Source organism: Mesorhizobium sp. KR1-2 (assembly GCF_040045035.1).
Taxonomy (GTDB): domain Bacteria; phylum Pseudomonadota; class Alphaproteobacteria; order Rhizobiales; family Rhizobiaceae; genus Pseudaminobacter.
Map to the genome: position 1 here is coordinate 119,099 of NZ_JBDZDS010000003.1, position 18,926 is coordinate 138,024.

General features: G+C 65.5%; 18 protein-coding genes and 1 pseudogene. 12 read left to right on the forward strand and 7 right to left on the reverse strand.

The window, feature by feature from the left end; translation table 11 throughout:
• Positions 1-118 precede the first annotated feature (118 nt).
• Positions 119-2,137, reverse strand: coding sequence for a hydantoinase/oxoprolinase family protein (locus tag ABLE85_RS08295; RefSeq protein ID WP_348792242.1), 2,019 nt, complete (start codon positions 2,135-2,137; stop codon positions 119-121).
• Between the two features lie 425 nt (positions 2,138-2,562).
• On the opposite strand from ABLE85_RS08295, the gene ABLE85_RS08300 reads away from it, so the two are divergent.
• Positions 2,563-3,252, forward strand: coding sequence for a hypothetical protein (locus ABLE85_RS08300; protein ID WP_348792243.1), 690 nt, complete (start codon positions 2,563-2,565; stop codon positions 3,250-3,252).
• Positions 3,253-3,302: 50 nt separating this feature from the next.
• On the opposite strand, the gene ABLE85_RS08305 is transcribed toward ABLE85_RS08300, so the two are convergent.
• Positions 3,303-3,902, reverse strand: coding sequence for a lysozyme inhibitor LprI family protein (locus tag ABLE85_RS08305; protein ID WP_348792244.1), 600 nt, complete (start codon positions 3,900-3,902; stop codon positions 3,303-3,305).
• Positions 3,903-4,031: 129 nt separating this feature from the next.
• On the opposite strand from ABLE85_RS08305, the pseudogene ABLE85_RS08310 reads away from it, so the two are divergent.
• A pseudogene (locus ABLE85_RS08310) lies at positions 4,032-4,238 on the forward strand (GIY-YIG nuclease family protein); the annotation flags it as partial.
• Positions 4,239-4,609: 371 nt separating this feature from the next.
• On the opposite strand, the gene lepA reads toward ABLE85_RS08310, so the two are convergent.
• The 3 genes from lepA to ABLE85_RS08325 all read right to left on the reverse strand — a co-directional run bounded on the left by lepA (position 4,610) and on the right by ABLE85_RS08325 (position 8,862).
• Positions 4,610-6,424, reverse strand: a complete 1,815-nt coding sequence (gene lepA, locus ABLE85_RS08315) for a translation elongation factor 4 (protein ID WP_348792245.1) — start codon at positions 6,422-6,424, stop codon at positions 4,610-4,612.
• 72 nt (positions 6,425-6,496) lie between these two features.
• The gene (dmeF, locus tag ABLE85_RS08320; protein WP_348792246.1) at positions 6,497-7,420 is read right to left on the reverse strand and encodes a CDF family Co(II)/Ni(II) efflux transporter DmeF; all 924 of its coding nucleotides are present in this window, start codon (positions 7,418-7,420) and stop codon (positions 6,497-6,499) included.
• Positions 7,421-7,821: 401 nt separating this feature from the next.
• Positions 7,822-8,862 carry a phosphatidylglycerol lysyltransferase domain-containing protein gene (locus ABLE85_RS08325; protein WP_348792247.1) on the reverse strand — a complete coding sequence of 347 codons (1,041 nt, stop codon included), beginning with the start codon at positions 8,860-8,862 and terminating at the stop codon, positions 7,822-7,824.
• Positions 8,863-9,008: 146 nt separating this feature from the next.
• Between ABLE85_RS08325 and ABLE85_RS08330 the strand changes: the two genes are divergently transcribed.
• The gene (locus ABLE85_RS08330; protein WP_348792248.1) at positions 9,009-10,151 is read left to right on the forward strand and encodes an NAD(P)/FAD-dependent oxidoreductase; all 1,143 of its coding nucleotides are present in this window, start codon (positions 9,009-9,011) and stop codon (positions 10,149-10,151) included.
• A 1-nt stretch (position 10,152) separates the two neighbouring features.
• Here ABLE85_RS08330 and ABLE85_RS08335 read toward each other — a convergent pair whose 3' ends face one another.
• Entirely contained in the window at positions 10,153-10,857 is a 705-nt protein-coding gene (locus ABLE85_RS08335; protein ID WP_348792249.1) for an SDR family oxidoreductase, read from the reverse strand.
• A 238-nt stretch (positions 10,858-11,095) separates the two neighbouring features.
• Between ABLE85_RS08335 and ABLE85_RS08340 the strand changes: the two genes are divergently transcribed.
• From ABLE85_RS08340 to ABLE85_RS08360, 5 genes are all read left to right on the forward strand, one after another.
• Complete coding sequence (locus tag ABLE85_RS08340) at positions 11,096-11,434, forward strand: hypothetical protein (RefSeq protein ID WP_348792495.1); 339 nt, start codon at positions 11,096-11,098, stop codon at positions 11,432-11,434.
• 120 nt (positions 11,435-11,554) lie between these two features.
• On the forward strand, positions 11,555-12,265 hold the full coding sequence (locus ABLE85_RS08345; protein ID WP_348792250.1) for a phosphatase PAP2 family protein: 711 nt from the start codon (positions 11,555-11,557) through the stop codon (positions 12,263-12,265).
• A gap of 78 nt (positions 12,266-12,343) precedes the next feature.
• Positions 12,344-12,673, forward strand: coding sequence for a metalloregulator ArsR/SmtB family transcription factor (locus tag ABLE85_RS08350; protein ID WP_348792251.1), 330 nt, complete (start codon positions 12,344-12,346; stop codon positions 12,671-12,673).
• Positions 12,673-13,104, forward strand: a complete 432-nt coding sequence (locus ABLE85_RS08355) for an SRPBCC domain-containing protein (RefSeq protein WP_348792252.1) — start codon at positions 12,673-12,675, stop codon at positions 13,102-13,104. The genes ABLE85_RS08350 and ABLE85_RS08355 overlap by 1 nt, the downstream gene beginning before the upstream one ends.
• A gap of 27 nt (positions 13,105-13,131) precedes the next feature.
• A complete protein-coding gene (locus tag ABLE85_RS08360; RefSeq protein WP_348792253.1) occupies positions 13,132-13,875 on the forward strand; it encodes a thioredoxin family protein in 744 nt (247 codons plus the stop codon).
• Positions 13,876-13,959: 84 nt separating this feature from the next.
• Here ABLE85_RS08360 and ABLE85_RS08365 read toward each other — a convergent pair whose 3' ends face one another.
• Positions 13,960-14,766, reverse strand: coding sequence for an undecaprenyl-diphosphate phosphatase (locus ABLE85_RS08365; RefSeq protein ID WP_348792254.1), 807 nt, complete (start codon positions 14,764-14,766; stop codon positions 13,960-13,962).
• A 153-nt stretch (positions 14,767-14,919) separates the two neighbouring features.
• On the opposite strand from ABLE85_RS08365, the gene ABLE85_RS08370 reads away from it, so the two are divergent.
• The 4 genes from ABLE85_RS08370 (at position 14,920) to mepA (ending at position 18,849) form a co-directional block, all read left to right on the forward strand.
• The gene (locus ABLE85_RS08370) at positions 14,920-15,612 is read left to right on the forward strand and encodes a glutathione S-transferase family protein (RefSeq protein WP_348792255.1); all 693 of its coding nucleotides are present in this window, start codon (positions 14,920-14,922) and stop codon (positions 15,610-15,612) included.
• Complete coding sequence (queG, locus tag ABLE85_RS08375) at positions 15,593-16,768, forward strand: tRNA epoxyqueuosine(34) reductase QueG (RefSeq protein ID WP_348792256.1); 1,176 nt, start codon at positions 15,593-15,595, stop codon at positions 16,766-16,768. Before ABLE85_RS08370 ends, queG begins: the two co-directional genes overlap by 20 nt.
• Positions 16,765-17,673 (forward strand): SDR family oxidoreductase, encoded by a 909-nt coding sequence (locus tag ABLE85_RS08380; protein ID WP_348792257.1) that lies wholly within the window; start codon positions 16,765-16,767, stop codon positions 17,671-17,673. Before queG ends, ABLE85_RS08380 begins: the two co-directional genes overlap by 4 nt.
• Positions 17,674-17,778: 105 nt before the next feature.
• Positions 17,779-18,849, forward strand: coding sequence for a penicillin-insensitive murein endopeptidase (gene mepA / locus ABLE85_RS08385; RefSeq protein ID WP_348792258.1), 1,071 nt, complete (start codon positions 17,779-17,781; stop codon positions 18,847-18,849).
• Positions 18,850-18,926: the final 77 nt, after the last annotated feature.

The following is an 18,926-nucleotide window of genomic DNA, read 5'->3' on the forward strand; positions in this document are numbered from 1 at the left end:
CGGCGCGAATTTCCGCGGCCTTTGAACACGTTGGGGTGGCAGGGTCAATTCATCCCTAGGTTTACCAGCCCCAAGCCAATCATAATACGCGCGAAAGGGGCGTGGATGAACCTGTCCTTCAGACGGCAATGCGCGGCCTGCCGGTGGCGACGGCCAGAATATGCGCCTCGATGAACATGCGCTGGCCGTCCACCATCGACGCGCGCACATCATGCGTGACCTCGATCTCGGCGGCGTCGGTGCCTGCCTCCAGCGCCCGCTGGGCGGCGATCTTGCGGATCTCGGCGTCGGCGACGCGGATCGCTTCCTCCTCGTTCAGGAAATCGCGCACATCATCACCCGAAGCCACCCGGAACAGCCCCTCCTTGGGCTGACTGACGCGCGCCTCGGCGGAAATGCGCACCTGGCCAACCACGGCGCCCAGCGCATTGGCCACATCCGTATCCTGCGGCACCACGCAGTCATTGCCGACGAAGCCCGGCAGGCCGGCATAATGCAGCGGCGCGGAAGCGCCGAGGCCGATGACCGGCCGATCAAGCGCGACGGTAAAGCGGGCGATGCCCTCATGGCCGTCGACGGCGCGCTGCACCAGCGCATGGGCGACGGTGGAGGCACCGTCCAGCCCGTCCTCGGCGAAGGCGGTTTCGAGAATGACTTCCGCCGAATTGCGCGTGACTGCGAGCAGCACCCTTTCCGCAATTGCTTCCGGCGTATCGGCAATCGCCTGACCGCGACCGTCGCGCTTGCGGGCAAAAAGCTCGGCGCCGAGGCGGGCGGCAGCAGCGTCCCAGTTCGACTGGCGGCCGAGCGTATGGGCGGCGTCCGACGGCGTGAAGCCCGCGACATGCACCAGGCCCCGCCCCACCAGCCGGTTGAGCGTCGCGGTCTGCGCGGTCGAGGTGAGCAGCCTGTCGAGCGGCAGCGGCACGGGGCCGATGGCCTCGTAGAGCTTGGCCTCGGGCCCGGTGAGGCCGGCGGCAAGGCGCTCCGGCACGCCGGTGCGCATGGCGAAGCGGCCGTCCATGCGGCCGGGGTTGGGCGCACGCAGCTGGCGCTCCAGCTCGGCGATGACGGCCTCGCCATGGGCGACGGCGGCAAGCGACAGCGGCACGACGCGGCGGGGCCCGAGCATGATGCGCGGGGCAAGCCCGCCGTCTTCCAGCGCGACCTCCGAATCCCCGCCGAGGCCGAAGGTGCGCATGGCCACCGCCTCGACCATGGTGCGAAAACCGCCGACGGTGGCGCCTTCGGGGTCGAGCCGGGGGCGGCCATTGTCGAGCACGGCGACGTCGGTGGTGGTGCCGCCGATGTCCGACACGACGGCGTTGTCGAGGCCGGTCATGTGGCGGGCGCCGACGAGGCTGGCGGCGGGGCCGGACAAAATCGTCTCGATCGGGCGCTGGCGGGCAAAGGCGGCCGAGACCAGCGCGCCATCGCCGCGCACCACCATCAGCGGCGCCTTGATCCCCCGCGCGGCCAAAAAGCCTTCGGTGGCGGCGACCAGACGGTCGATCATCGAGATCAGCCGCGCGTTGAGCAGCGTGGTCAGCGCCCGGCGCGGACCGCCGAGCTTTGCGGACAGCTCGTGGCTGGCGGTGACGGGCAGGCCGGTCTTTTCGCGGATGAGGTCGCGGGCGGCGATTTCGTGGGCCGGGTTGCGGGTGGCGAAATAGGCGCAGACAGCAAAGCCCGACACCGATTTTTCCAGCTCCGGCAGCGCGGCCTCGAGTTCGGCCAGTTCCAGCGGCTTGGCGTTGCCATGCACGTCATGCCCGCCGCCGCAAAACACCACCGGGTCGGTGCCGAGCGCTGTCTTCAGCCCGTCGCGGGCGAGATCGGCTTCCGAGAATCCGATCATGACCAGCGCCACGCGCCCGCCCTGCCCCTCGACCAGAGCGTTGGTGGCGAGCGTAGTCGACATCGACACCAGCTTTATGCCGGCCGGGTCGGCCTTGGCCTGCCCCAGCACCGCATCGACCGCGCCCGAAATGCCGACCGCGAGATCGTGCCGCGTCGTCAGCGACTTCGCCTTGGCGGTGACGCCCGCGCTCTCCGACCACAAGACCGCGTCGGTATAAGTGCCGCCGGTATCGATGCCGAGAAACAGCGGGGACGACGGCGTGGGCATTTGGGTCATGTCGCGGGCAATCCGGAGCGGTTGAACTCGCCCCTGCCCTTAGCCCACAAAACTTCGCCACGGAAGCACCGCAAGGTTGAGCCAGTGCGGGCCAGCCGCTGTCGTCACCACGCCCGGCCTTCGCCGTCTGGTCATTGTCCCTCGACACGCTCGGGATGAATTCGGGAAGCGGGGCGCATGGCCATGCCTTCCTATGGTAATACGTGGCACGGTTTCCGCGCCCCGCCGGTGCTCTTGCCCCCGCTCTGTCGCCTCCACATTCGCGTGGCCAGCCGCCGCCAAGGCCCGGGCTTGGGGGCTCATCACCCAGCAACGCCACCGTTAGCGTCACCAGCCCGGACACCGACGCTTCCACCTGATACCCGGTGCGCACCAGGCTTCCCGCGGAAGCGGATTTGGCCTTCAGGATAAGAGGCGGTGGTGGCGTGGGGGATAAAGCTTTTCGCGGCGTGGGTGCGGCTGGTGTTTGTTCACCAGCCAAGACGCTGGCATTTCAATGGATTGGCTGGTTTGGCGCGCGGCGGGCGCTGGTGTGGCAGGCGAAAATAGCGGGATTTCTGTCCACCTTTTGCCGGCGCGAAAACACCCTCCTGACAGCAAGTTGTCAGGAGCTGTCAGTTATGCTCGGGCATCAATCAAGGGAGGGACGGATGCGCGACGAAGGATTTGCCGATTTCGATTTCCTGATCGGGGAATGGAGCATCACCAACGAGTGCCTCAACGAGCGGCTGGCCGGCTGCACCGAATGGCACAGTTTTCCGGCCACCGCGCGGGTGGAAAAGGTGATGGATGGCTGCGGCAATCTCGACCAGATGTTCGTGCCCGCGCGCGGCTTCACCGGCATGACGCTGCGCCTCTACAACCCCGAAACAACATTTTGGTCGATCTACTGGTCCGACACCAAATCGCACCGGCTGTTTCCGCCGACGGTCGGAAAATTCGAAAACGGCCGCGGCGAATTTTATGGCGACGATGTCGAGGGCGGAAAGCCGGTGCGCGTGCGGTTTTTATGGACGGCGGACAAAAGCCCGCGCTGGGAACAGGCGTTTTCCACGGATGGCGGGGAAAGCTGGGAGGTGAATTGGGTGATGAAGTTTGAAAAGAGTAGCGGATAGGTTGGGCCTCAGGCCCCGCACCGTTGAGACCGAGGAAGATAGCTGTAGTGTTAACCCTCGTAGCGCTCGCGCATCTCTTCCAACATACGTTTCAGTTCGCCCGTTCGGCTCAGGGTAACGGATTCCAACTCACTGGCGTAAACGAGAGGCGCCATGGAGCCGCCCTCAAATTCGGCAGCAGCAAATTCCGCTTGGGCTTGAGCGTACTTCTCCCAACGTCCCTGAGTCTCTTTCAGGGCTGCCGTTTGTGCTTCGCTAATCCAGCCCGAACGCTCCAACGCGATGATGGCACGTTCCATTTGTTGCCTTGCTACAACCGCGCGGCGGCCCGCCTCCTCGTTGATTTCGGCCTGTGTCATGTAAGTGCTGTCGATAAGTTCAATGGCGTTTTCAACGAACGCCTCTTGTTGGCTGATTAGGACGCTCATGAATTGAGAGGCATCATCGCGAGCGTACTTCACCAAGTCCGGGTCCTTGCCGACAGACTTCAGCTTTTCCATTATGTTTAGCGTCAGAATATTCTCCTCAACATTTGCTTTTCTGCGTGCTGAGGGAATAAATCGATTAATCCATTCGGTGCTTGCGGGCATGAAAACGGAACGAAAAAGATCCGCAATAAATCCTAAAACGAAGCCGCCCAACCATTCCATTACGCCCCCTGCTTTCAGTAGAATCGGCTCCGCGATGATAGCAGCGCATGAGTCGAGCCCCCAGGTCTTCAGAGAATTTCTTCCAACCGACGACTGTCTTGTCCAGCAAAATTGGGAGACGCGGTGTGGCTATGGGAGCACAAGGAGGCTGTCTACTACGGATAGACCGCCAAACGGCGGCCGGTGGAGTTGGTGTTCACCGAAACCTACGACCGGATCATCGACGCGATCGCGCGGGAGCGGCAGATAAAGGGATGGTCGCGCACCAAGAAGGAAGCGCTGATTGCGCTCGCCTATGAGAGGCTGCCGGAACTGGCGAGCAGGAAGAAAAGATAGCTGGAGCCACCCTCGTGGTTCGAGGCTCCGTTCCGCTTCGCTCCACTCCCGCACCTCACCATGAGGGTGGGGGTGTGCCGCCTCGCTCATTGTTGAAGGGGCGTGCCGAGCGCTCAATCTTGAGGGTGGGGTTGCGCCAACTTCCCTCATCCTGAGGAGGCGGCGAAAGCCGCCGTCTCGAAGGACGCACCCATCGTGAGGGTGGGGGCGCGCCAATGCCCACTAAACATTGTTCTCGTATTTCGAACGTTGAAGGTTAGCGCAGCGGCATTCCAGTAGCCCTCATGGTGAGGTGCCCGGCCCGCAGAGCGCCAATTATAGTTCCGCGAGCCCGGCAAGGCCGGGCCTCGAACCACGAGGGCGCTGGGCTCTTAGTTATCGCCCATCTTCAGCGCCTGGATGAACGCTTCCTGCGGGATGTCCACCTTGCCGAACTGGCGCATGCGCTTCTTGCCTTCCTTCTGCTTTTCCAGAAGTTTGCGCTTACGCGACACGTCACCACCATAACATTTGGCAGTGACGTCCTTGCGCAGCGCCGAGATGGTTTCGCGCGCGACGATGCGGCCGCCGATGGCGGCCTGGATCGGGATCTTGAACATGTGCTGCGGGATCAGCTCTTTCAGCTTCTCGCACATGACGCGGCCGCGCTTTTCGGCTGCCGTGCGGTGCACCAGCATGGAGAGCGCGTCCACCGGCTCGTCATTGACCAGGATCGACATCTTCACCAGGTCGCCCTCGCGATAGTCGGTGAGGTGGTAGTCGAAGCTGGCATAGCCTTTCGAGATCGACTTCAGCCGGTCATAAAAATCGAAGACGACCTCGTTGAGCGGCAGGTCGTAGACCAGCATGGCGCGCTTGCCGACATAGGAGAGGTCGGCCTGGATGCCGCGCCTGTCCTGGCACAGTTTCAGGATGCTGCCGAGATAGTCGTCAGGCGTGAGGATGGTGGCGCGGATCCACGGCTCCTCGATGTGGGCGATCTTGACCACGTCGGGCATGTCGGCCGGGTTGTGCAGCTCCTTCACCTCGCTGTCGTTCATGACCATGCGGTAGACGACCGACGGGGCGGTGGCGATGAGGTCGAGGTTGAACTCGCGCTCCAGCCGCTCCTGGATGATTTCGAGGTGAAGCAGGCCGAGGAAGCCGCAGCGGAAGCCGAAGCCGAGGGCGGCGGAGGTTTCCATTTCGAAGGAGAACGAGGCGTCGTTGAGGCGCAGCTTGCCCATGGCGCCGCGCAGGTCCTCGAAGTCGGCGGCGTCGACCGGGAACAGCCCGCAGAACACCACCGGCTGGGCCGGCTTGAAGCCCGGCAGGGCGTGATCGGTGGGGCGGCGGTCCTCGGTGATGGTGTCGCCGACTCGGGTGTCGGCCACTTCCTTGATCGAGGCGGTGATGAAGCCGAACTCGCCGGGGCCGATCTCGTCGGCCTGGATCATCTTGGGCGTGAAGAAGCCGGTGCGCTCGACCGGATACTTTGCGCCGGTGCCCATCATGCGGATGGTCTGGCCCTTCTTCAGCACGCCGTCGATGACGCGCACCAGCACGATGACGCCGAGATAGGCGTCGTACCAGCTGTCGACCAGCATGGCCTTGAGCGGCGCCTTGGCGTCGCCCTCGCGCGGCGGCGGCAGCTGCTTGACGATCGCCTCCAGCACGTCCTCGATGCCGATGCCGGTCTTGGCCGAGATCATGACGGCCTGGGAGGCGTCGATGCCGATGACTTCCTCGACCTGCTCCTTGATGCGCTCGGGCTCGGCGGCGGGCAGGTCGATCTTGTTCAAGACCACGACGATCTCGTGGTTGTTGTCGATGGCCTGGTAGACGTTGGCCAGCGTCTGCGCCTCGACGCCCTGGCTGGCGTCGACGACGAGGAGCGAGCCTTCGCAGGCCGCCAGGCTGCGCGACACCTCATAGGCGAAGTCGACGTGGCCGGGCGTGTCGATGAGGTTGAGGACGTAGTCCTCGCCGTTCTTGGCCTTGTAGTTGAGGCGCACCGTCTGCGCCTTGATGGTGATGCCGCGCTCGCGCTCGATGTCCATATTGTCGAGCACCTGCTCCTTGCCCGCCATTTCGCGCGAGTCGAGGCCGCCGGTCATCTGGATGAGCCGGTCGGCGAGCGTGGACTTGCCATGGTCGATATGGGCGACGATGGAGAAATTGCGGATGTGATCGAGCGGTGTGGTCATGGCCGCGCATTTAGCAGGGGGCCGGGCCTTCCACAAGCGCCGCGAGCGGGGTCTCGCGGCGCAAGAGCCGCTTTATGCGGCGTGGACCTCCACAGTGACATGGGAAAGCCGGGGCAGGCCGGCAAGGAGGGCCTTGTAGCTTTCCGGCTGCTGCGGCAGTGCCGAGACGATGGAGACGATCAGGCCCATGTGCCCCGGCCCCAGCCGCCACAGATGCAGGTCGGCGACGCGGTCGCCTTCGCGTTCGAGACGACGGCGCACTTCGGCAGCGAGCCCATCGTCGGCGCGGGCGTCAAGCAGCACGGCGCCGGAAGACCGCAGCAGGCCCCAGGACCAGCTGGCGATGACGGCAGCGCCGATGATGCCCACCACCGCATCCATCCAGATCCATCCGTAGAGCCTGCCGGCGAGCAGGCCGAGTATGGCGAGTACGGAGGTCATGGCGTCGGCAAGGACATGCAGATAGGCCGACCGCAGATTGTGATCGACATGGGCGTGATGATGGGCGTGATCATGGTGATGCCCGTGATCGTGGTCGCCGCCGCCCGACAGCAGCCAGGCGCTGAGCAGATTGACGCCAAGGCCGAGCACCGCCACCGCGATGGCGTCGTTGAAGCGGATCGGCACGGGCGCGACGAGCCGCGTCGCCGACTCGTAGCCGATCATCAGAGCGATGACCGCCAGGACGATGGCACTGGTGTAGCCGGCAAGCTCGCCGAACTTGCCGGTGCCGAAGGCAAAGCGCTCGTCATGGGCATGGCGGCGCGCATAGGCGTAGGCCGCCGCGGCGATGGCCAGCGCGCCGGCGTGGGTCGACATGTGGAAGCCGTCGGCCAGAAGCGCCATCGAGCCGAAGAGCAGGCCGGCGGCGATCTCGCCCACCATCATGACGAATGTCAGCGCGATGACCATGTAGGTGCGGCGCGCATTGCGGTCGTGATGCTCGCCGAGGAAGACGTGGTCGTGGGTGTATCGTTCGATGGGCAACGTGCGCATGGCCGGCCTCTCAAAGATATTTGCTGATCTCCCGGAACTTTGGGCGCGCCTGGCGCCCTCGTGGTTCGAGGCCCGGCCTTCATGGGTTGAGCAACAGGTTCGACGCAGTGCGGGCCGGGCACCTCACCATGAGGGCTACTGAAGCGCCGCTATGTTACCCTTCAACGTAGGAGCTATGGAAATCAATGTTTGGGCGAGGCGGCGGCAAGTCCCACCCTCACGATGGGTCCGCCCTTCGAGACGGCGGCTCACGCCGCCTCCTCAGGATGAGGGAGGCGGCGCAACCCCCATGCTCAAGAATGGCAGCGGCACGCCCCCACCCTCATGGTGAGGTGCGCAGTGGAGCGAAGCGGAACGGAGCCTCGAACCACGAGGGTGGCTCCAGCTATCTCTTCTTCCCCTCACACCGCCTTGCACAGGCGCAAGAGCGCCATGACCTCGAGCGGGGTTCCCCGCTTGAAGGCGATGTAGGTCGGCTCCTCCTCGCCGTGGAAACGGCGCTTGAAGGCCGCCTGCCCCTGCAGGTTGAAGACGTGCCGGTTGATGCGGCCGGAATCGTAGGCGCGAGAAAACATCGAGCGCCAGAAACGGCTTTCGTCGAACCCGCTTTCGCGGATGTCGGCCAGCGGCGACAGGCCGAGCGTGACGATGCTGTGCCCTTCCTTGCGGAAGCGATCGACCGCGAATTTTGTCAGTCCGATCTCGGCATGCGGCGTGGTGCCGGCGAATTTGCGCTTGAAGGCGGTGGTGTAGCCGACGACCTCGCCGCCGCTGTGGATGGGGTCGAAGTCGAGCAGAGCCACCGTCCTGCCATCGGGGTCGGCGAGCACGAAGCGGCGCATGCCATGGCCAAGCCGCGCCCTGAAAGGCCGGTTGAGGAAACGCATCTCCCAGCGCTTGACGACGCGCTCGGCCAGCCAATCGGCGGACAGGCGCTCGATATGGCCGAGCGAGCCACCGTCGCCCTCCTCCTCGATGATGGAAAAGCCGCGCTTGAGCAGCCAGCGCTCGGAATAGCGCACCGTCTCGTTGCGCGTGCCGGAAAAATCATGCGCGGGAAGCGGCAGGCGGGTGTCGATGCCCATGCGGTTGATGCGAAAGCCGAGATCGGCCAGCGTGGCGGCGGTGGCTGCCCCGATCTGGACGAACCACGGGTCGCGGGCGGCGGCGACGAAGCCGCGGATGAGGGCCGCCCTCTCGGCAGGCGCGGCCACCGGATCGCCTAGCGCGAAGTGGCTGCCCATCTTGGTGGCGAAGGCGATGTAGCCGTCGGTATCGCCGAAATAGGACAGATCGTCCTGGATCGCGGTGGAATAGGCGAGCGAGAAATCGCCATGGCGCCGCACCACACCCAGACGATCCTCCAGTGCCAGCTCCGCGCGCGGCACGACCGGCGCGCGCCTGTCCAAGTAGGCGTCGAAACTCTTGCGTAGGAACCGCATGCTTTCGTCAAGTCCCCGTGCCGCCGCTGCAAGAAGATGCCCCCGCATCTTCATTGGCCGGCAAAGGCACTCTTGCTCAAAATCTTCGGCTGCGCCACAAAGATCGCAACAGCGCGCCGACCGGCACAAATTCCAGCGAGAGTTGCATGTCTTCAACTGATGTCGAACGGGTGATCGTGATCGGCGCGGGGCCGGCCGGCATGGCAACTTCGCATGCGCTGGGCAAGGCCGGGGTGGCGTCGGTGATCCTGGAACAGGAGGCGCGCATCGGCGAGCCGTGGCGGCGCCGGCACAAGAACCTGACGCTGAACACCCATCGCGACCTCTCGGCCATGCCCGGCCTGACCTTTCCGAAGGGCACGCCGGCATTTCCCCATCGCGATCAGTTGGTCGAGCATCTCACCGCCTTCGGGAAACACCACAGGCTGCCGATCGAATATGGCGTGACGGTCGACGCAATTTCGCGGCAGGACGGGTTTTGGGCGGTGCGGGCAAACGGCACCAAATGGCTGGCGCGCGACGTGGTGGTGGCGACCGGCCGCGACAAGCACCCCTACATGCCGGACTGGAAGGGCGCGAAGACATTCGGCGGCAGGCTGATCCATGCCGCCGATTTCACCCAGGCGGCGGATTTTGCCGGCAAGTCGGTGCTGGTGATCGGCGCCGGCAATTCGGGCTTCGACCTGCTCAATCACCTGATCCGCGCCCAAACCGGGCAGCTCTGGCTTGCCGCGCGCAACGGACCCTCGATCCTGCCCAAGCGCATCGCCAAGGTGGCGGTGCATAAATTCTCCCCCATCACCAACGCGCTGCCGGGCTGGCTGGCGGATGCCGTGGTGGGGACCACGCAGCGGCTGATGTGGGGCGACATGACCCGCCACGGCCTGCCCAAGGCGCCGGGCGGCGGGGTGAGCCGGCTGCGCTCCGACTACACGGCGATCGCGGCCGACGACGGCGCGATGGATGCGATCAAGGCAGGCCGCATCAAGGTGGTGCCGACGGTGCGGGAGTTTCTGGCCGACGGCGGCGTGGTGCTGAGCGATGGGCGCACGATCCACCCCGACGTGACGATCGCCGCCACCGGCTACCGCACCGGGCTGGAAAAGCTGGTGGGCGAGCTTGGCGTGCTGGACGAGCGGGGCTTTCCGCTGGTCAACGGCTCAGACCATCCCAACGCGCCGGGGCTGTGGTTCCTCGGCATGCGGCCCAGCATCCGCGGCTGCTTCTACGCCTCGGTCCGGCAGGCCGGCCAGATCGCCAAGGCGATCTCGCGCAGCCGGCGGGGGTGAGCTACACCGAGCGCGTGATGCCGCCGTCGATGCGGATGTTCTGGCCGGTGATGTAGCTCGACTTGTCGCTGGCGAGGAACGCGATCAGCTCCGACACCTCCTCCACGCGGCCGTAGCGGCCCATGGGGATGCGCTCGCGCCGTTCGCCGGCTTCCGGCAGGCTGTTGATGAAGCCTGGCAGCACATTGTTCATGCGCACATTGTCGGGCGCGTATTTGTCGGCGAACAGTTTTGTGAAGGCGGCGAGCCCGGCGCGGAACACGCCCGAGGTCGGGAACAGCGCCTCGGGCTCGAAAGCGGCATAGGTCGAGATGTTGACGATGGAGCCCGACTTCTGCGCCTGCATGACCGGCGTGACCAGGCGGGCGATGCGCACGGCGTTGAGCAGATAGGTCTCCATGCCGAGCTGCCAGTCCTCGTCGCTGATCTCCAGGATCGGCGCGCGAGGCCCGTGGCCGGCGCTGTTGACCACGGCGTCGATGCGGCCCCACTTCGCAAACGTGGCGTCGACGAGGCGCTTGAGATCATCGTTGGAGCGGTTGGAGCCGGTGACGCCGATGCCGCCGAGTTTTTCGGCCAGTGCAGCACCCTTGCCCGACGAGGACAGTATGGCGACCTGGAAACCTTCCTCGGCAAGCTTGCGGGCGGCGTCCGCGCCCATGCCGCTGCCGCCCGCGGTGATGATGGCCGTCTTCAGTTCCGACATGTTTGTTCCCACTCCCCTTGAGGCGCACTGCGCCGGCAAATCCCGATCGGCAAAGAGGTATCCGCGCGGGAGGAGCGCGACAAGCCGCTGGACCAGCAGGCAGGCGGCCGTGGCAAGTGGTCCGGGCGGCGGCACCTTGACGGCGCGCGGCGGCTTTGCCAGACAGATCGGGTGGACGGGCCGGAGTTTCCAGCCGGGCGCCGATGTGGCGCCTTGCACCATGCCCGCGGAGAACGACTTGAGCTTATTCGGCTTTGTGCAGCTTGCCGCCTCGACGGTGATCTTCCTGCTTGCGGCGACCTGCGCCAAATCCTGGGCGCTGACGCCCGGCATCGGCAAGCTCGCGCTGACGCTTGCGCTCTATTCGGCGGGCAACCTGGTGATGCTGCGCCTGGTGCGCGAATTCGGCATGGCCTCGGCCTTCAGCCTGTCGGCCATCATCCAGCTGGTGGCGATCAACGTGATCGCGCTGGCCTTCTTCGGCGAAAGGCTGAGCGCAGTGCAGAGCGGCGGCATCGTGCTCGCCATCCTGGCCGTCGGCCTCATCACGCTCGGGCCGCAGGCCGGTGGGCAGTAGGCATTATCCGGCATCATTCGGTCGCGCCTCGCCCGAGATAAACTCCACCGCCGTAAGGCGTGGCTTATGGATGCGGCCATTTTGTGCTAGCTCGCAAGGCGACTGACCAAGGGAATTGCCATGCGGACATCATGGGGCCTTTTCGGCAAGGTCGAATTCACCGTCCTGCTTGCGGCGCTGGTCGTGGCGGGCGGGCTGTGGGGGTTCGTGGAGCTCATGGAATTGGCGCGCGACAGCGCCCCGCACGGCTTCGACACCGAGATCCTGCTGGCGCTGCGCACGCCGGGCGATCTCGCCACGCCGATCGGGCCGCGCTGGCTGCCGGATGCCATGCGCGACCTGACCAGCCTTGGAAGCGCAGCCGTGCTGGTGTTCATCACCGCAGCCGCGATCTTCTATCTGCTGGTGGAGCGAAAGCCACTGGCGGCGCTTTTCGTGTTCGTCGCGGTGGACGGCGGCCAGGTGCTGAGCAGCCTGTTGAAGCTTGGCGTCAACCGTCCGCGCCCGGACGTGGTGCCGCACCTGGCCGAGGTGCACTCGCTGAGCTTCCCCAGCGGCCACGCGATGATGTCGGCCGTGACCTTCCTGACGCTTGGCGCGCTGCTGGCACAGACGCTGCCCGACCGCGCCACCAAGATCTACGTGCTGACGGTCGCCGTACTGGCGACGCTGATCGTGGGCTTCAGCCGGCTTTACCTCGGCGTGCACTGGCCTTCCGACGTGGCGGCCGGATGGTGCGCGGGTGCGGCCTGGGCGATGCTGTGCTGGCTGGTGGCGCGCTGGGTGCTGCGGCGGCGCGCCGGAGCGCGTGTCGATACTGACAGCTTGTGAAACCCGTCCCGGGCGAGCGCCCGGGAAATTGCGACCACGCGCTTGACAGCGGAGGGCTGCGGCCCAATACTTAACCTCATGGTTAAGTTTCAAGAGCCCGACCTCGACCGCATCTTCGCCGCCCTTGCCGATCCGACCCGGCGGGCTATGCTTTCCCGGCTGGAGGAGCAGGAAAGCCTTTCGGTGAGCGAGCTGGCGCAGCCTTTTCCGCTGTCGCTGCCCGCGGTGATGAAGCATCTGGACGTGCTGTCGGACGCAGGCCTGATCAGCCGCGCCAAGACCGGGCGCACCGTGGCCTGCCGGCTGAACGCAGGCCCGATGGAAGAAGCGATGAACTGGCTGCACCGCTACGAGCGCTTCTGGAGCGGCAGCCTCGACCGACTGGCCAAATTCGTTGAGGAGGAATGATGCTGGACAAGCCAAGCCTGACGCTGAAACGCCGCATGAATGCAGCCCCGGAAAAGGTCTACGCCGCCTGGACAGAGCCGAAACGGATCATGGGCTGGTGGGGACCGCGCGAGGACGACGAACCGGTGCTGGCCGAGACCGATGTGCGCCCCGGCGGCCGCTTCCGTATCGTCTTTCGCGGCGCCGACGGCGAGGAATTCGACGTGCGCGGCGTGTATCGCGAAGTGGTGCCAGCGGAGAAGCTGGTGTTCAGCTGGGCCTGGCGCTCGACGCCGGAGCGCGAGTCGCTGGTAACGGTGACGCTGCGGCCCGACGGCGACGGCACCATGCTGACGCTGCACCACGAGCAGTTCTTCGACGAGGCCGCGCGCGACAGCCACCGCATGGGTTGGACGGGGGCGCTCGACAAATTGGAGAGGCAGTTTTCCTGATCGCATATCCACCAAGGGAGAAGACAGATGGAACCGCATAAAGTCGTCTCGCAGCAGGAATGGATGGAAGCCCAGAAGGCCCATCTGGTGAAGGAAAAGGAATATACGCGCCACCGCGACCGGCTGAACGCCGAGCGCCAGGCGCTGCCCTGGACGCGGGTGGAGAAGGATTACGTGTTCGACACGCCGCAGGGGAAAAAGACGCTGGCCGAGCTGTTCGCCGGACGCAGCCAGCTGATTGTCAATCACTTCATGTTCGGCCCGGACTGGGAGGCGGGCTGCGTCGGCTGCTCCTTCGGCGCCGACCATATCGACGGTGCCAACCAGCACCTGAAGCAGCATGACGTGACGCTGGTGGCCGTCTCACGCGCGCCGCTGTCCAAGATCGAGGCCTACAAGAAGCGCATGGGCTGGAAGTTCGACTGGGTGTCGTCCTTCGGCAGCGACTTCAATTTTGATTTCGGCGTGTCGTTCCGAAAAGAGGACATCGCAAACGGCAAGGCGATCTACAATCACGCGCCGATGACGTTCGAAATGGACGAGATGCCCGGCCTGTCCGTGTTCTACAAGGACGAGGACGGCAACATCTACCGCACCTTCTCGCAATATGCGCGCGGCGACGAGGACAAGATAAGCACCTATGCCATCCTCGACCGCACGCCCAAGGGCCGCGACGAGAAGAGCGCGATGGACTGGGTGAAGCGCCACGACGAATATCCCGACGAGGACAAGAACATCGCGGCGATGCTGACGTCGTCCTGCTGCGGGTGATTTAGGGAGGCGTTTGCGGGCATTTGCCCGGGAAAACCCGGCCGAAGCTTAGCGCCGGCCGGGCCCGGATCCGGGCGAAAAAACTCAGCGCAAGGCCAGCAGTGCGGCAAGGCCGACGGAGCCGATCACCAGCCGCCACCACGCAAACAGGGCGAAGCCGCGGCGCGACACGTAGTCGAGCAGGTGGCGCACGACGAACAAACCGGCAACGAAGGCGGCGACGAAGCCGACCGCGATGATCGGCAGGTCGGCCGCCGACAGCACGTCGCGGTTCTTGAATAGGTCGTAGGCGAAGGCGCCGGCCATGGTGGGCATGGCGAGGAAGAACGAAAACTCGGCTGCCGAGCGCTTGTCCGTGCCCATCAGCAGCGCGCCGACGATTGTTGCGCCCGAGCGCGAGGTGCCCGGAATCATCGCCAGGCACTGGCAGAAGCCGATGGCCAGGCAGGCCGGCAGCGGGAAATCCATAACGTCGTGATATTTCGGCGTCAGCTTCAGCCGGTCGACGCCGAGCAGCACGATGCCGCCGACGATCAGCGTGATGCAGATCAGCATCGGCGATTCGAACAGCACCGTCTTGATGAAGCCATGCGCCATCACACCGATGACGGCCGCGGGCAGGAAGGCCAGCAGGATGCCGACCACGAAGCGCCGCGTGCGCGCGTCGCCCGGCAGGTCGGTGACGATCTTCCAAAGCCGCCCGAAATAGACGGCCAGGATCGCCAGGATGGCGCCGAGCTGGATCAGCACCTCGAAGGACTTGCCGGTCGACTCGAAGCCGAGGAAATGGCCGGCCAGCAGGAGATGGCCGGTGGAAGAAACGGGGATGAACTCGGTCAAGCCCTCAAGCAGACCAAGCAGCAGGGCCTCGATAATGGTTTGATGTTCCATGGGGATCTCGACGATACGGGGAACGGCGGGGCTTGCTTGTCACGGCGCGGAACTGTCCCTATACGGATGCGCCATGACAGCCTTGTGAATCGGGCATAGATAGAACTACCGGCGCGGCCGAAAAATGACCAGCGCAGTTTTCACCACGGAACCATGCTGACGCTTTTCCACCATCCCATGTTCGCCTCCTGTCGTTTCGTCCGCCTCGCCTTCGGCGAATACGGCGAAGAGCTGGCGCTGATCGAGGAAAGGCCGTGGCTGCGCCGCCGGGAGTTTCTGGCGCTGAATGCCGCCGGCACGCTGCCGGTGCTGCTGGCCGAGGGCGACGTGCCGATCATCGGCGCAGGGGTGATCGCAGAATATCTCGACGAGACGCGCGGCGTGCTGAAGCGCGAGCGGCGCCTGTTCGCCGAGGACCCGATGGAGCGCGCCGAAATCCGCCGGCTGGTGGACTGGTATCTGGTCAAGACCGAGGGCGAGGTGACCAAGCACCTAGTGCGCGAACGCGTGCTGAAGCCGCTGATGCCCAACGAGATGGGCGGCGGCTCGCCGGACTCGGGCGCCATCCGCGCCGCCCGCGCCAATATCCGCCAGCACATGAAATACACCAACTGGCTGGCCGGCACCCGCCACTGGCTGGCCGGCCCGCGCATCACCTATGCCGATCTCGCCGCCGCCGCTGCCATTTCCGTGCTAGACTATCTTGGCGAGATCGACTGGCACGACCACACCGCGGCGCGCGAATGGTACACGCGGGTGAAGTCGCGGCCCTCGTTCCGCCCGCTGCTCGGCGACCGGGTGCGCGGAATTTCGCCGGTATCCCACTATGCGGACCTCGACTTCTGATAAGCCCGATAAGGGCGAGCGCCTGCGGCAGATGATAGACCGCGAGGCGCGCCGCGCCGGCTTCGACGCGGTGGCGATGACCACGCCCGAGGCGATCCCGCAGGCCCCTGCCCGGCTGGCCGAATTTCTGGCCGAAGGTTTTCACGGCTCGATGGGCTGGATGGCCGAGACTTTTGCGCGCCGGGCGGCTCCCAAAGCGCTTTGGCCGGGCGTTCGCTCCGTCATCGTGCTGGCCATGAACTACGGGCCGGAGGAAGACCCGCGCGAACTGCAGGCGATGCCCGAGCGCGGCGCGATCTCCGTCTATGCCCGCAACCGCGACTATCACGACGTCATCAAGGGCCGGCTGAAGGAGCTGGCCGGCAAGATCGTGGCGCAGGCCGGCGGCGACGTGAAGGTATTCGTCGACACGGCACCCGTGATGGAAAAGCCGCTGGCGGAGGCCGCCGGCATCGGCTGGCAGGGCAAGCACACCAATCTCGTCAGCCGGCAGTTCGGCTCCTGGCTGTTTTTGGGCACCATCTTCACCACGGCCGAGATCGCGCCGGACCAGCCGGAAACCGACCATTGCGGCTCCTGCCGCGCCTGCCTCGATTCCTGCCCGACCAATGCCTTTCCCGCGCCCTACAAGCTCGATGCGCGGCGATGCCTCTCCTACCTCACCATCGAGAACAAGGGGCCGATCCCGCACGAATTCCGGACGGCGATGGGCAACCGCATCTATGGCTGCGACGACTGCCTCGCCGCCTGTCCGTGGAACAAGTTTGCCCAGGCCGCTTCCGAGGCAAAACTCGCCGCCCGCGACGATCTTCTCGCGCCAAAGCTGGCGGATTTTCTTGTCATGGACGATGCGGCCTTCCGCACCTTCTTCACCGGCTCGCCGGTGAAGCGCATCGGCCGCGACCGCTTTGTCCGCAACGTGCTGATCGCCGCCGGCAATTCGGGCGACCGGGCGCTGATCGGCCCTTGCGAAAGCCTGCTCGATGATCCCTCGCCGCTGGTGCGGGGGGCGGCGGTGTGGGCGCTGTCGCGCCTCATGCAGCCGGCGGATTTTGCGGCGCTTGCAGCACGGGCGGAGACGGAAGACGACGCCGAGGTGCGCCGGGAATGGGACTTGGCTGCCGGCCAGCCGCAAACGATCGGGGAACATGTATGAGTGTGGACAAGATGGTCATCTTCGGGGCCGGCTATTCCGGCAAGGCGGTCGGCCGGGCCAAGCCCGACGCCGGCATCCGGATTGCCGGCACCACGCGCTCGCCCGAAAAGTTCGAGGCGCTGCGGCAGGCAGGCATCGAGCCGCTGGTCTTCGACGGGTCGCTGACCGATGAACTGGTCGAAGAGCTTGCCGAGACGACGCATCTGCTGATCTCCATCGCGCCCGACGAGGCCGGCGACCCGGTGCTGAACGCGGCGCGCGAAAAAATCCTGCGCGGCATGCCGAAGCTTCAATGGATCGGCTATCTCTCCACCGTCGGCGTCTACGGCGACCATGGCGGCGCCTGGGTGGACGAGACGGCAGAATGCCGGCCGGTCTCGCGCCGCTCGGTGATGCGGCTGAAGGCGGAGCAGGAGTGGCTGGCGCTGGGCGTCGACAGCGGCCTGCCGGTGGCGGTGATGCGCCTTTCCGGCATCTATGGCCCCGGCCGCAACGCGCTCGTGAACCTCACCAACGGCACCGCCAAGCGGCTGATCAAGCCTGACCAGGTGTTCAACCGCATCCATGGCGAGGACATTGCTGGAGCCGTCTGGGCGCTCGCGCGACAGGACAGGGGTGGCATCTTCAACGTGACCGACGATGAGCCCGCGCCGCCGCAGGACGTGGTGACCTATGCCGCCAAGTTGATGGGTGCGACACCGCCGCCGGAAATTCCCTTCGAAACCGCCCAACTTTCGCCAATGGCCCGGTCTTTCTATGGCGAGAACAAGCGCGTCTCCAATGCAGCGCTCAAGGCCGCCGGCTACCTGTTCCGCTATGCGGACTATCGCACGGCCTTCGATGCGATGTGGGCGGCGGGCAACTGGAACGAGGGCGAGGCTCGCAGCCCGATGAAGCGCGGGTGATCGCCGGCGGGAGCCGGCTATTGTATGAGCAGGCAGGAGAGCATTCGTTCACCCTTCGCTAACCAAGGCGTCTCAAGCTTGGCCTCGAGGCCGGATTGGAAACCAATGCGACTGAGTTTTTTCCTCAAGGCAGCAACCCGCATTGCCGCGGTGGCCGTGGCGGCGCTGACCCTTTCGGGGCTCGAGGCGCCGCGCGCACATGCCGAAGAATTGGCCAAGAACCTGTTCGGCGCGCAGAAGCTACCGGGAGCGACCTCGCCGAAATCCTACGGCTTCTACTCCAGAGGCTGCTTCACCGGCGGCGTGGCGATCGCCACCGACGGGCCGACCTGGCAGGCCATGCGGCTGTCGCGCAATCGCCGCTGGGGCCACCCGACGATGGTCAAGCTGATCGAGAAGCTGTCGCACGATGCGGTGGCCGACGGCTGGCCGGGCCTGCTCCTGGGCGACATCTCGCAACCGCGCGGCGGGCCGATGCTGACCGGCCATGCCTCGCACCAGATCGGGCTCGACGCCGACATCTGGTTCACGCCGATGCCCAGCCGACGCCTGACGCCGACCGAACGCGAGAACATGAGCGCGACCTCGCTGGTCGACGAAAAGACCCATCGGGTGATCGACAAGCTCTGGACACCGGCGCATGAGCGGCTGCTGAAGCGCGCCGCCAGCTATCCGGAGGTCGAGCGCATCCTGGTCAATCCGGGCATCAAGAAGAAGCTGTGCGACACGGTGACGGGCGACCGCTCCTGGCTGCGCAAGATCCGTCCCTTCTGGGGCCACGACTACCACTTCCACGTCCGCATCGGCTGCCAGCCGGGCTCGGTGGGTTGCAAGGCGCAGGAGGCGACCCCGCCCGGCGACGGCTGCGACAAGTCGCTGGCCTGGTGGTTCACGGAGGAGCCGTGGCGCCCCAACAAGAACCCTGACGCACCCAAGGCGCGCGACGTGATGACCATGGCGAGCCTGCCCAAGGAATGTCGCGCCGTGCTGAACGCGCCCTCGCCCGCCTCGGAAGCAGCCGTGACGCTCGGCGACACCGGCGGGTCGGCGGTAGCCACGGCACCCGCTCCGGCAAACCCGACCGTCGATGTGGGCGCGCCGCCATTCACCGCCAACGCCTTTGCCCCGACGCCGGAGAGCCGTGTGCCGCTGCCGTTGCCGCGCCCGGCGAAGTGAGGTTTTTCAGGCGCACAAATTCGACTGCGGCGCAAGCGTGGCCCCTTTCGCCGCGCCACATCCTTGGCTATAGGTTT